At 54.3% G+C, this 13,680-nt stretch carries 10 protein-coding genes; 3 read left to right on the forward strand and 7 right to left on the reverse strand.

Annotated features, from left to right (window positions below):
• Positions 1-10: 10 nt before the first annotated feature.
• From ACA044_RS04280 to ACA044_RS04310, 7 genes are all read right to left on the reverse strand, one after another.
• Positions 11-859, reverse strand: coding sequence for an aminotransferase class IV (locus tag ACA044_RS04280; protein ID WP_497445290.1), 849 nt, complete (start codon positions 857-859; stop codon positions 11-13).
• A gap of 51 nt (positions 860-910) precedes the next feature.
• On the reverse strand, positions 911-1,798 hold the full coding sequence (locus ACA044_RS04285; protein ID WP_497445291.1) for a phytanoyl-CoA dioxygenase family protein: 888 nt from the start codon (positions 1,796-1,798) through the stop codon (positions 911-913).
• A gap of 13 nt (positions 1,799-1,811) precedes the next feature.
• A complete protein-coding gene (locus ACA044_RS04290; RefSeq protein ID WP_497445292.1) occupies positions 1,812-2,747 on the reverse strand; it encodes a hypothetical protein in 936 nt (311 codons plus the stop codon).
• Between the two features lie 48 nt (positions 2,748-2,795).
• Positions 2,796-6,176, reverse strand: coding sequence for an ATP-binding cassette domain-containing protein (locus ACA044_RS04295; protein WP_497445293.1), 3,381 nt, complete (start codon positions 6,174-6,176; stop codon positions 2,796-2,798).
• Positions 6,177-6,180: 4 nt separating this feature from the next.
• Entirely contained in the window at positions 6,181-7,266 is a 1,086-nt protein-coding gene (locus ACA044_RS04300; RefSeq protein WP_497445294.1) for a cupin domain-containing protein, read from the reverse strand.
• Positions 7,267-7,290: 24 nt separating this feature from the next.
• A complete protein-coding gene (locus tag ACA044_RS04305; RefSeq protein WP_497445295.1) occupies positions 7,291-8,493 on the reverse strand; it encodes an ATP-grasp domain-containing protein in 1,203 nt (400 codons plus the stop codon).
• 420 nt (positions 8,494-8,913) lie between these two features.
• Complete coding sequence (locus ACA044_RS04310; protein ID WP_497445296.1) at positions 8,914-9,630, reverse strand: SIMPL domain-containing protein; 717 nt, start codon at positions 9,628-9,630, stop codon at positions 8,914-8,916.
• A gap of 378 nt (positions 9,631-10,008) precedes the next feature.
• Here ACA044_RS04310 and ACA044_RS04315 point away from each other — a divergent pair, with 378 nt between their 5' ends.
• From ACA044_RS04315 to ACA044_RS04325, 3 genes are all read left to right on the forward strand, one after another.
• Positions 10,009-11,271 (forward strand): ATP-binding protein, encoded by a 1,263-nt coding sequence (locus ACA044_RS04315; RefSeq protein WP_497445297.1) that lies wholly within the window; start codon positions 10,009-10,011, stop codon positions 11,269-11,271.
• Positions 11,264-11,824, forward strand: coding sequence for a response regulator transcription factor (locus tag ACA044_RS04320; protein ID WP_305423561.1), 561 nt, complete (start codon positions 11,264-11,266; stop codon positions 11,822-11,824). Before ACA044_RS04315 ends, ACA044_RS04320 begins: the two co-directional genes overlap by 8 nt.
• A 96-nt stretch (positions 11,825-11,920) precedes the next feature.
• A complete protein-coding gene (locus tag ACA044_RS04325; RefSeq protein WP_497445298.1) occupies positions 11,921-13,648 on the forward strand; it encodes an ABC transporter ATP-binding protein/permease in 1,728 nt (575 codons plus the stop codon).
• Positions 13,649-13,680 lie beyond the last annotated feature (32 nt).

Genomic DNA, 13,680 nt, shown 5'->3' on the forward strand with positions numbered 1-13,680 from the left:
CCCCCGAAGGTTAGGGCAGTGTGTGCATCACGCTCTTTCTGTATTGGGTTGCCAACAACTCGACCCACTGGTTCCTTTCATAATGCACACCGTCAATGCAGCTGACTTCAGTGATTTCCATTGCTGTGCCACATAAGAAGGCACCATCAAAATGGCCCAATTCTGAACTCGAAATGTCCCTCTGTATCACTTGCAGATCCAGCACCGGGCACAGCTCATCGATGATGACGCGGCGGGTGATGCCCGCCAGTGCCATTTCGGTCGTCGGTGTAATAAGTTTGCTGTCCTTCACAAAAAAGATATTGGAACCACTGGACTCGCAGACCGTATCGCTGGTCGAGAGAAATAGCACATCGTCAAACGCCTCATCTTTATCACGGAAGCTCAAAAAACTGATCGCATAGGTGGACGAGGTTTTGGCTTGATACGGATGACAATCGGTGGGGGCGCGTCTCCAACTGGCGGTCGTGAGCCTGTAAGGTGTGGTCGCTGCCTTCGGAGCAAATGGCAGGACGAATATCACCACTTTGCTGCGGCAACCGCGACCCATGAAACTGACGTCGGCTGCGTCATAAAACACAATGATTTTAATGTACGCGTCTTGCAGCTCGTTGCGCTTGAGCAGTTCATTGCACGCCTCAGTCAGCGTTGCGTTGGTGTAATACAGGTCATGTTTGAACAAACGGGCTGACTGTTGTAACCGTTGTAAATGCTCCTCGCACTTGAATACCTTACCGCCATAACTGCGCATGCCTTCGTAGACTGAGGAGGCATAGGATAGCGAGTGTGTGATGGGCGACAAGTTCATCTGGTCGTGCTGGAGGTATTCTCCGTCCAGCCAGGCGAGAGCCGTGGTCATAATCTATTCCCTGATTGATGTTCTTATGATGTTTTAGGGCGAAGTGGGACATTAATTTTTTATAATTTCTCGCGCGGTCAGTGCGTTGTAGAACTCGCCCTTGATCAAGCCTTCACCTTCATAGCTATTGGGGCGTCCACCTTGACGTTCGAGCTCCTTGATGATGGATTCGTAGTCGTCCATGGGGACAATCCTGAAGTCCATGCTGACTCGCGTCATGTTTTCCGTGTTCTCTGCGGTCCCGTGCAGAATCCGGGGGTCAAACATCAAGCATTGACCGTAACGAAGGTTGGTCGGCATAGCGTCAGTGCGCAGGTCGGCCATCAGTTGCGGACGTTGCTTTGCATAGTCAAAAAAAGCGACCCGACTTTCTTTGTATTCGTCGTAGGTATAACCCTGCTCTTGGGCGAAGGTTTTAAGGGTGTTGATGCTGGCAGTTCTGGAGCAAACGCTGAGCGCGCCGGTATTTTTCACGTCACAAAATGGCAGCCACATGTTGATCTGTTGAAAATAATCTCCCAGCAGCGTGTCCGAGTGATGGGTGAAAAGTTCGCCATCCGGCAACCTGTATCGATCATCCAGTTTGGTGGGGATGTGATAGCGGACCAATGGGTTGTGTTCGAATACGAAATCAAACCCCAGATGGTCGCTTAGCCAATGAACAAACTTGTAATACGCCTCGATCATCGGTGCCCCGAGTGTTTGCAGAGGGTCATGCCAATGGCCGGAGTCTTCCAGATGATTGCTGATTTCTTCCCGGCTCAGGCATTCATGTATTTTGTTCAGTGAAAAGTCGGTTTCGAGGTTGTAGCGATTGACCAAGGTTTGCTGAAGTGTCCCTGCCAGGTCAAAGGTCGACGTTGAGTAATCCAGGATAGAGACGCCGTTCTCTATCCTGTGAACACTGTAAAGTTGCTTGTTGATATCGAAAAAAGACATTAAAAACTCCTTGTTAGCTGTCTCTCGTACTTGAAAATTCATGCATCTGATACGGGTTGTTCGTTCGGATCGGAATCAGCCAGTTCTCCAGGTTCACTACCCGGTTGGCTCCCATTCGTCTCTTTATATCGATTGCTCCCCGCCCCAGGCAGTTGTTCTTGAAACCCAGTGATTCCGCCACTTTGTATAGTTGGTAGTAATCGCTAACGTACAGGTTCAGCCCCGCCGGAACCTGGCTTCGGTCTTGACCCTGAACCAGTTGCGAGAAAATCCCGCGTTGTTCATCAGCGTAACTGAGCGAGCCATAGATCGGTGCATGGGTCGTTTTTTCGTAATTCATTTTGATGTAGTACTTTGAACCTTCCGTCGACCGTGCCAATGCCTGTATTGCCTCCAGCGAATAGAGGTTTTTGACGTGCTGGTATTTATCCACATTGAAGGATTGAAGAAGTGAAAACGCCGCCAGCACCTCGCTGTTCTCGGACAATTCGCCAAGGCGGTATACCTGCGTATGACAGAGGTCTTCGGCCCGGCGTGTCAGGCGCATCATTTCTTTGTAGTGTTTTCTGCCCATGGACGTGAGCAAACACTCATCCAGGGTTCCCTCAACCTGCAGGTAGGCGACTTGCATGAAGGGCACCGGAATAATTTCTTGTTCATATTGCTGCCGTATCGACTCTGTCGACTTTTCCATGGACGGTACTAGCAGCCAGTCGGCGGAGTGTGCCTCTTGTGCAAGCGAGTTCAGGTAGTGCGGATCGGGGCGTTCGGAAACCGGTAGGTAAAAAAAGCCCGGGGCTACATAAGCCTGTTCCCCATGCAGGGCGCTATGCTGAACCATCGTTCCTTTGAGTGTTGCTTCCCAATGGGCTATTCCACACAGGGGTAGTTGTGGGCGAGAGACACCATAGCTGATACAAAACGCATCTCGTTGCGCGTGCAACTCCATGTTTACGATCCTTGTATAACCACTCGTGAGGATTTATTCGGGGGCTTTTTATGCCGTTTTTTCAACCAGCCGTTTTTCGTGATTGAAATTGAAGTTTCTGTTGCCGAGTGCGGAAAGCTCGGGGTTGTGAGTAATGATGAAAAACAGCGTATTTGGCAGCGCAGAAATGAGCTTGTGAATCAACTGAACTTCATCCGCGCTGTTAAGTTCTGAAGTCGCTTCATCAAGTATGACGATCGCCGGGGTGTTGAGGGTCAGGTCAAGCAATGCCAGTCGTTGCAGTTCTGACTTGCTCAGGTTTATTTCACCACTCCAGGGGATATGTTGATTAAAGCCATCCTGCAATTGCTCGACAATATCCGAGAGCCCGAGATAGGTCACGCGTTGATTGAGTTCTTCCAGTGACGGGTTGTTAAAGTGCTGCGCCAACGAACCTGGTTTAAACACGGGGTTGGAGGTCAGTAGCTGGACGTCTTCCGCATGCTGGCGCGTCAGATACCCATCGGTGTCACCCAGTGTGGATATCTGCCCTTGGCTCGGGAGCAAACTGCCCACTATCAGGTTGGCAAACGTGGACTTTCCGACGCCACTGGTACCCATGATCACAACGACTTCATTCTCATGGAACGATTGGTTGAACTGTTCGAGCACCGTTGAGCCGCTGTTCGGGTTAACGAACGTGACATCGGAAAAAGACACTAACGGAGCATTTGAACCGACCTTTGTTTGCACCGGCGAAGTTCGCGGTTGAAGGCTGGCAACTACCAGTCGATCAGCACTGTCCAGGACTTGCCTGAGTTCAACGAGGCATCTGCCGAGTCGTGAAAAAATAGCAATAAGGCTGTAGGAGAGACTGATTGCCAAAACGTTCGCCATGCTGACCGTGCCCGTTAAATGGAAGTAAATCGTTGACGCGACGATGCTAGACAGGAAAAAAACGCCCATCAAATCCAGCTTGTAGCTATACCAGCGTCGCGTTGCAGCATTGTCCAGCGAGGCGGATGCACGAGTGACCAGACTGAGTGACAACCAATCCAGAATCATCGAATTGTTGTGTGCATTATCAAATCGACCACCCGCCCAATTCAGTGCCTGAACATGTGAAAACAAGGTGGACGTGGCGTCGATTTCCCCGGTATTGAATCGCTGTAGTAACTCGCCGGATTGTCTTGCGCCATACCAGTAACAAAGACCGATGACAATGAACGGCAGCAGTACATAGAGGTTGTTCAGCATGACGTAGCCGATTGTTATCGACAGCAAGGTTGCAGCGCCAAGCGTTTCCAGTAGCAACACCGGCAGAACCTCGTCGACGCGACGCTGATCCCAGGTCAGCTTGTTCTGGCTGTCACGATTAACTTCTTGAGCCAGAGTGTGGTCCAGGCTTGGATTCATCAAATTCGAGAAGTAATGAATGCATTGGGTTGAGGCTGCATCAATACTTTTCCTGACGGTATTCAGCGCCCCGAAAATCGATAGGACAGCACTCACCACTAAAACACTGACCAGCCCGATCAAGGACAGCTGCAAGTGTGTGGTCAGGTAACCGCTGGCAATAATGTAATCACCCGCAATGGTAAAAACTTCTTTAAGGGCGAATAGCACGAAGGCTATCAACGTGATTCTCCATAGGCCGAAATCCAGCAGGCTTTTTGTGATTGACCTTGAGCGTGTCGCAGCAGGATCTGACGGCTCGGGTACAGAGAGAGGCTCTGCTTCGTCTGCCGGAACAATCGGGGTGAGGTTTTCGGTGCGGGTGCCAGCAAGTCTCGAACGCGTTGCAAGTTGATTGGTTTGCACGTGCGAAATGCTGCCGCCCGCCACTGTCCAGATTTCTTGCGCGGCCACTTTCTCTTCCTGTTTGTCCGTGACGAAAATGACGTTGGTATTGCGCCATGGACCTTGCAGAAGTGAAACAAGCAGGCCCGCCGCGAGGTTTTCGTCCAGACCTGAAGTGGGTTGGTCAATAAAGATCCATTGCGGTTGTGCGACCAAGGCTCTGGCCAACTCAAGGCGCTTTCCCTGGCCTCTGGAAACGTCCCAGTTGCCCTCTGCGCCATGGGTGAGCTCTCTCAGGTAATCAACGTAAAAGTGCTCGGGCAAGCGGGACAGAGTGAGGGCGCGGCAGACCTCGTCGTCTGAAAAGTCTCTGCGGTAAAGGCTCAGGTTCTCGCGAAGCCCTCCGGCAAATATCCACGGCTCGTCCGGAATGAAGATTGCTCGGCCGTCAGTGTCGTCAAGACATTGCGCTCGGTTTCGTAGCACCGAGGTCTTGCCGCTGCTAGCGGTCCCGACAATCGCAATATGTTTAGCTTGGGTGGTCGGTAGCTGTACCCGTGCAAGGGGGGACGAGTCGGCGTGATTGTCACGAAGGAAATGCTCAATGTTTTTGTGCCCGACAAATCCTTGAGAGATGCTTTGCACAATATCCGGAATGTTATTGGCGACGGATCTCAAGCCGCCAATCAATGCAATGGCCGCCAATACTCCCGGCGCATCGATGTGACCCAGATAGACTAGCTGCAACAGTGCCGCACTGAGCAGCGCCGCAATGGGCGTCATCGTCGAGATCAAGCTGATCGCCGCCACCAAGCGGGCCGCTTTTTTCAGCGACGCTGCTTCGAGGTTTCGTTTGTCGGCGTAGTCGCTTATCAGTTTGGCATTCCAGTTCTTAAGCCAGGCCTGACGTCGGTTTTTTTGGGCGAACGCGCCTATCTCGATGCGTTGCGTGGCGTTCAGCGACAGTTGTGCATAGGTCATGCTCAGTCGTTGAGCCATCCAGAACACGGCTAATGAACTGACGGCAATGACCGCCAACGCGGCCAAGGCACTGACGCCTAGGGCAAAGAAGAAGAATGTTGAGGTAAAGATGACCGTGGCGAGTGCCAGCGAGATTGTTATAAGTCCAGACCATGAAGATTCGACACGTGCCGCTTCGCGGTCAAACAGCGTGGTGAGGCTAAGTGGAGACGAGCCACCCAGTGCACTGTTCTTTTTGAGCAGAAGGCGTTGTTCCACATAAGAGCGACCGCCAACACCCACCAGTTCAGCCAGAAAAAACGAGTGGTTGAGCGCCAGCCAGGCGCAGTAGGTCAGCGCCATGCAGGTGGCACCGAGTGCGATGTTCGACATGACCGCCAAGTCGTCTTGTATGAGCCGCGCCAGTAACGACTTGAGGATAATGGCGGCGCCAAACGCCGCCGCGGTATGCAGACCGATGGCTACAAACGCCAACACGATATCTTGTCTGAGGGCCGCAAAAATCCTGAGGTGAAGCCTGTCCTTCCCCGTTTCTTTCCCTGCATCCTGTATCGCAGCGCGACGCCAGCGCTGCCAGCGGGACGCGTGTACAGACCGCGCGCCTCGATGGCGTTCAAGTTCAGGGATCTGAAACCATAAAATTGTGTTCAGGATTTCTGCAATCTTCATGGGGTCAGTTGTATGCCGGCTTGGTTGGAGGTGTTGTATCCATTGCACGATGCGAGTGGTCAGCGCAGGCGATGTCGGCAAACCGGTCGCAAAGCAGAGTGATCATGTTCCACCCTTCGCTCAGGGTTTCACGCAGCTCTTCTATTTCTTTGGGCGATGCCTGATTCAGCAGTTCTATGCCCATACTGACGTGGCTGCCGTCATCTTCACCGTGCTCTTGAAAGTGGGGCATGCTGGCAAACACACGGGCCGCCTCGCTATGGAAAATCTCGCCGCTGCCTTCCAGCACGATGTGCATCAGCAATGTCTTGACCATGTCGTTCTTGTAGAGCATTTGATGCCTGAACCATTCCATGGTGGACAGGAATGCCGCGTCCCATATGGGCGAGTGAGTTGAATCGCGCTGATTGCGCAGGTTGTTGTTGTGTCCCAGTTCTTCCACTAGGTGTTCAAGCGCGATTTTCTTGTGTGCAGGATCAAGCGTCATCGCCACACGTATATGCAGCAGGTTCTGAAACATGTCTGACCAGGTCTGTAGGCAATCGAGAAGCCTTTCACGTACTTCGGGCTGATCGATCGACGGCGAATTGATCAGCGAAAGCAGCCGACTGTTCCTGAAACTCTCCAGATAACCATCGTTATCTTTTAACAGCGCGTCGGTGGGCTTGGCATTGACTGTTTCTTGAGTATTGAAGACGACCTTCGGTTGGAGGGTGTCCTCGTACAGGGCCTTACCGTTGAACTGGATGGAGAGTGCCCAGAAACCATCGTTGGTGCCTTTGAAACCGTGCAGCGAGTGGGGCGGCACCAGCACCATATCGCCTGCTTCAATATTTCGTTCTGTATCTCCAAGGGTTTTTCCTGAGCCGTCACAAATCAGGATCAGACTCGCCTCGGGATGTTGGTGAACCGACAGTTCCTGGTCTTTTTCGAGTCTGACCCAGCTAAGGGCCAGCTCGCTTTTGGACGAAATGAACTGGGCCAGCGTAGGATGTTGGGAGAATATTTTTACAACACCCAAATCGTGTAAGGCGCCATTCACCACCACGCTGTTGAGGGGGGCGATGTCGCTTCTAGAGATAACTTCCATATTGTCTATTCCTTTTGTTGGCAATTAACTTGCGGAACTTAATCTGTTCAGGTGTTCAATGGCGGTATAGAACTTCTTGCAATCATTGCTGGCAATGACCACCAGGCCGATTTTGTCATCATTGATTTGCGGTCTGCCCAGCGGGGGATTGGCTTCACCCATTACTAGTCTGATGATGTCCACTTCCTGCATGTAATTCCTGATCAGGTCCGGGTTCAGTGGTTCATAAAAGAGATGAGAGCCCGCGAATTTGTAGTGTGTCAGTTGAGCGTCGTTAGTGTCTGATTTGGCTTCATGGCTATGGAAGCGCAGTGTTTCTCTAAAAAGATCAACGCCTGTTGTGAGCTCGACCAACAATCCTATGTAATCGCCACCGACGCGGTTGTTGACCTCTATCAGGTGAAATTCTCCATCCGCTATTGTTACTTCAATATGGCAAGGACCATGTGTGTGATTGATTGCGGTCAGCAGGCGCTCGCAATAACGGCTCAATTCTCTGAATGTGTCGCTGTCGAGATTGTCCGGCGAGATGATGTGCTGCTCTTCTGCGAGCGATGTTTTGTATAGTTGTTTATTAGTGACGGCGAGGACTTGGTGTTGTGAATCGATGGTCAGTGTTTCGACACTGACTTCCCGTCCGTTTAAAAACTCTTCCGCCAGCATGACGAAATTTTCCTGATTGAGTCTCTCCAGCGTATCGAGCAGGGACGCAGAGTCTTTGATGATGAAGACGTTTTCGCTACCTGAGCCCGTTGGGTCTTTTAAGACCATTCCGTTTGGATAGCAGTTGAAAAACGCTTTGACGTCCCTTCTGGTTCTACAGATCTTGCTGGCAACGGCGAATTCAGTATGTTTCAGCCTGGATCGCATCAAAGGTTTGCAGATGCATATTTCGCAGGTTTCGTAATCGATGCCCGGGATGGCGTAATGTTGACTGACACGTGCGGCGGGTAGCAGCCCATCCTCCGTGAATGAAAAAATGAAATCGACAGGTTGCGTTTTTAATATTTTATCCATTTTTTCGATGATGGTGATTTCGGAGAGGTCATTGACGAGATGAATATGGTTGGTAAGTGCAACGAGGTTTTTGCCTAATGACTCAGGAAGTTGTAGGACGATGAAGTTAAAGCCTAAGCCTTCGTAGTGAATGAAGGTCTCGTCATGTCCGCCTATCAGTACAATGTTTTTCATAGGGTTCCATTGTTGGCGAGTGGGGTCGATGGTCAAGACTGTTGTCTCATGCTTTTAGGAATGACATGAGCCTGATTTTAATGGGTGGAAATTCAACTGCACATAATGAATTGGTTGGGTGGTTGGTGTACGGCAAGAGCTATCTATAACTGGATATTAGCTCGGTTAAAGTTGGCAGGAAATGGTGTGTGGAAAAAACAGATCCATCTTACAGTGGCTGAGCGGTATGCCTTAATTTGATGAGAGATGTTTCCTGAAAGCGTGTAAGTTGTTTCCTTCAGAAATGTTGGCGCTCGTATAGAGTTGTTTTCTATAACTCAGCGATCGACCGTGAGATCCCGGGCGATGGCGGCGGATTCATCATTACAAATCATCAGACACCCCCCCGGCTTCCGCCAGGCAATAAAAAACGGCGATCATTTCGGTGATCGCCGTTTTTGTGTTCGGGTTATCGAATCACTGCATCAACACTTCAATCGCCCCATCCGCCGTCATGCTGACCTGGCTGGTGCCCGCTTCAACCTCGGGCGTCACTGGCGCTGAATCCATGCCGGCGGCTTTCATCATCATCGGCCCGCGCATGTACGGTTGTGGATAACCGTTGCTGTTGAGGTTCAGGTTGACGATTTTGTAGCTCTTGCCGCCCAGGGCGTCGGTGGTGAGTTGGGCGCGGGCCTTGAAGGCGGTCACGGCTTCTTTGAGCAGGGCGTCTTCGCTGGCTTTGCGGGTTGGGGTGGCGATGGCGAAGTCCATGCCGCCCATTTTCAGGTCGGTGAGCAGTTCGCCGGTGAGTTTGGACAGGGCGGCGAAGTCCGAGCTTTCCAGGCGCAGTTCGGCGCGTTCACGCCAGCCGGTGATTTTCTGGCCTTTGGTGTCGTAGATCGGGTAGCTGTTGCGGCTGCCCTGACGCAGGGTGATGTCTTTGACTTCTTTAGCCTGGGCCAGCGCCTTGTTCATGGTGGTGCTGACGTCGGCGGCGAGTTTGGCCGGGTCGGTGTTTTGCTCTTCGGTGTAGAGGGTCACGATCATCAGGTCGCGGGCCACTTCCTGACTGACTTCGGCGCGCAGGGAGATCTGGTTGTAATGCAACTCGTCGACGGCCAGGGCCGGGAGGCTGGCGACGGTGCCAACGCTTAAGGCAAGAAGGGCGGCGCTGCGGCGCAATGTGTGCATGAAAAGCTCCTTGGACGATGCGCAGGGGTTAGGGTCCGAACCTGCGTGAAACCATCAGACTCTAGCTTCAATGGCCTGGTTCGCCCAGTTACAACTTCTATACAGATGGAATGCAGGTGACCCTGTGGCGAGGGGGCTTGCCCCCGTTGGACTGCGAAGCAGTCCCAAAACCAGCCACCCGTGTTTTATCAGTCAAACCGCGTCAGCCGATCCGCGACTGCTGCGCAGCCGAACGGGGGCAAGCCCCCTCGCCACAGGGGTACTTCGTCACAGATACATTGCTTGGTGGCTGTGGTCGTTTGCCGCACTTTCGCCTCTCAGGCCCGTGGCTTGGTTATACTCCGTGCGATCCGCCTGGAGCGCTCATCAGGAGAGCTCATGCTCGCCCCCGTTCAAATCACTTCCGCCACTCGCCAGAACCTCTGGCGGCTCACGTTCATCCGCACGTTGGTGCTGGCCGCTCAGGCCGGTTCCGTAGGCCTGGCCTATTGGTTCGACCTGCTGCCGTTGCCGTGGGTACAACTGGCAATGACCCTGGGTTGCTCGACGCTGCTGTGCGCGTTCACGGCGATTCGTCTACGCACCTCGTGGCCGGTGACTGAGCTGGAATATGCCCTGCAACTGGCCTGCGACCTGTTTATCCACAGTGCCTTATTGTACTTCTCCGGCGGTTCGACCAACCCGTTCGTTTCTTATTACCTGGTGCCGCTGACCATCGCTGCCGTGACCTTGCCGTGGCGCTATTCGGTGATTTTGTCGGGTATCGCCCTGGCGCTTTATACGCTGCTGCTGGCGCGGTTCTATCCGCTGGAAACCTTCCCGATCGCCCGGGAAAACTTGCAGATCTACGGCATGTGGCTGAGCTTCGCCCTGGCGGCGGCAGTCATCACCTTCTTCGCCGCGCGCATGGCCGAAGAGCTGCGTCGTCAGGAAGAATTGCGCGCCATTCGTCGCGAAGAAGGTCTGCGCGATCAGCAATTGCTGGCCGTCGCGACCCAGGCTGCCGGTGCCGCCCATGAACTGGGCACGCCGCTGGCGACCATGAGCGTGCTGCTCAAGGAAATGCGCCAGGACCATCCCGACCCGTTGCTGCAGGACGATTTGAGCGTGTTGCAGGATCAGGTCAAACTCTGCAAAGAGACTTTGCAGCAGTTGGTTCGGGCGGCGGAAGCCAATCGTCGTTTGGCGGTGGAGATGCAGGACGTCACCGACTGGCTCGACGAAGCCCTGAACCGCTGGCACCTGATGCGCCCGGAAGCCAGTTATCGCTTCCAGCGCCTGGGCCAGGGGACCGTGCCGCGCATGGCGCCGCCGCCGGACCTGACCCAGGCCCTGCTGAATTTGCTGAACAACGCCGCCGATGCCTGTCCCGAAGGCTTGCAAGTGACCCTGGACTGGAATGCCGAGGACCTGACCATCAGCATTCGCGACCATGGCGCCGGTGTGCCACTGGCCATTGCCGAGCAGATCGGCAAGCCGTTTTTTACCACTAAGGGCAAAGGTTTCGGCCTGGGCCTGTTTTTGAGCAAGGCCAGCGTGACACGCGCCGGCGGCTCAGTGAAACTCTACAGTCATGAGGAAGGTGGCACGCTCACCGAGCTGCGCCTGCCCCGTGTCGCCCGAGGAGACGAACATGAGTGACGAGATCCAAGTCGAAGGCGAAGAACTGCCGCATTTGCTGCTGGTAGACGACGATGCAACCTTTACCCGCGTGATGGCTCGCGCCATGGCCCGCCGTGGTTTTCGCGTCAGCACTGCCGGTTCCGCTGAAGAAGGCCTGATCATCGCTCAGGCTGACATCCCGGATTACGCCGCCCTGGACCTGAAAATGGACGGCGACTCGGGGCTGGTGTTGCTACCGAAACTGCTGGAACTCGACCCGGACATGCGCGTGGTGATCCTCACCGGTTACTCGAGCATTGCCACCGCCGTCGAGGCGATCAAGCGCGGCGCCTGCAATTACCTGTGCAAACCGGCGGACGCCGATGACGTGCTGGCCGCGTTGCTCTCCGAGCACGCCGACCTCGACACCCTGGTGCCGGAAAACCCGATGTCCGTGGACCGCCTCCAGTGGGAGCACATCCAGCGCGTATTGACCGAGCACGAAGGCAACATCTCCGCCACCGCCCGTGCCTTGGGCATGCACCGCCGCACGCTGCAGCGCAAACTGCAGAAGCGCCCGGTCCGTCGCTGAACCGGCGCTGAACAATTGTTGTCACACCTCGTTATAAGCCGAGCCGTTCATTTATGATCGGCTCGTGTGTGTTCTTTTCTTTATCGAGCCTTATCCATGAATCAGAACGCTGAATATTCCGCGGTCAACGATGCGGTGCGCGGGCAGTTTTTTCGCAAAGTCTGGGCGATGACCACGCCTTACTGGCGCAGCGAAGAGAAGGGCAAGGCCTGGACGTTGCTGATCGCCGTGATCGCGTTGTCGTTGTTCAGCGTGGCGATTTCGGTGTGGATCAACAGTTGGTACAAGGATTTCTACAACGCCCTGCAGAAGAAGGACGAAGCGGCGTTCTGGGAGTTGATCCTGTATTTCTGCGGCATCGCCGCCGTGGCGATTCTCGGCGCGGTGTATCGGCTCTACCTGACTCAAATGCTGACTATTCGCTGGCGAGCCTGGCTCACCGAAAAGCATTTCACCCGTTGGCTCGGCAACAAGAACTACTACCAGCTGGAGCAGGGCGGTTACACCGATAACCCAGACCAGCGGATTTCCGAAGACCTCAACAAGTTCACTACCAACACCTTGGGCCTGGGCCTTGGTTTGATCCGTAACGTCGTCAGTCTGGTGTCGTTCTCGATCATTCTGTGGGGCGTGTCGGGCAGCATCGAAGTGTTTGGCTTCACGATCCCCGGCTACATGTTCTGGTGCGCGCTGGTTTATGCCGCCGTCGGCAGCTGGCTGACGCATGTGATCGGCCGTCGCTTGATCGGCCTCAACAATAACCAGCAACGTTTCGAAGCCGACCTGCGTTTCTCCATGGTGCGGATCCGCGAGAATGCCGAAAGCATTGCGCTGTACAACGGTGAACCCAATGAGAACCGTCGTCTGAGCAGCCGCTTCGGCCTGGTCTGGCACAACTTCTGGGACATCATGAAAGTGTCCAAGCGCCTGACCTTCTTCACCTCCGGTTATGCCCAGATCGCAATCATTTTCCCGTTCATGGTCGCTGCGCCGCGTTACTTCGCCGGCAAGATCGAGCTCGGTGAGCTGATGCAAATCAACTCCGCGTTCGGCAACGTGCAGGAGAATTTCAGCTGGTTCATCAGCGCGTACCAGGACCTTGCCGAGTGGCGCGCCACCTGTGATCGTTTGCTGAGTTTCCGTCAGGCCATGACCGACAACGAAGAGCGCGCACCGGCCATCGATGTGCAGAATCAGGGTTCGGCGCTGAGGGTGCACAACCTTGGGCTCGACCTGGCTGACGGTCGTCATCTGCTGACCAGCGCCGACATGACCGTGGAAGAGGGCGAGCGCGTCATGCTCAGCGGGCGTTCCGGCAGTGGTAAATCGACGTTGCTGCGGGCGATGGGGCATCTTTGGCCGGCTGGCCACGGCAGCATCCGTCTGCCGACGGCGCGTTATCTGTTCCTGCCGCAAAAACCCTATCTGCCGATTGGCAGCCTGCGCGAGGCGCTGAGTTATCCACAGCCGGGCGACACCTACCCGCACGAGCGCTACGTCCACGTGCTGGAAACCTGCCGCTTGCCGCACCTGGTTTCGCGTCTGGATGAAGCGAATCACTGGCAGCGCATGCTCTCACCGGGTGAGCAGCAACGGCTGGCCTTCGCCCGTGCGCTACTTTATGCGCCGCAATGGCTGTACATGGACGAAGCGACATCGGCGATGGATGAAGAGGATGAAGCATCGCTGTATCAGGCGTTGATCGATGAATTGCCGGGCTTGAGCATTGTCAGCGTCGGGCATCGCAGCAGTCTGAAACGTTTCCACCCACGGCATGTACGCATCGAGAATGGCCATTTGGTGGACCAGGCCGTCACCGCCTGAACCTGTAGGAGCGAGGCTTGCCCGCGAAGAAC

Source organism: Pseudomonas sp. LBUM1673 (genome assembly GCF_059695645.1).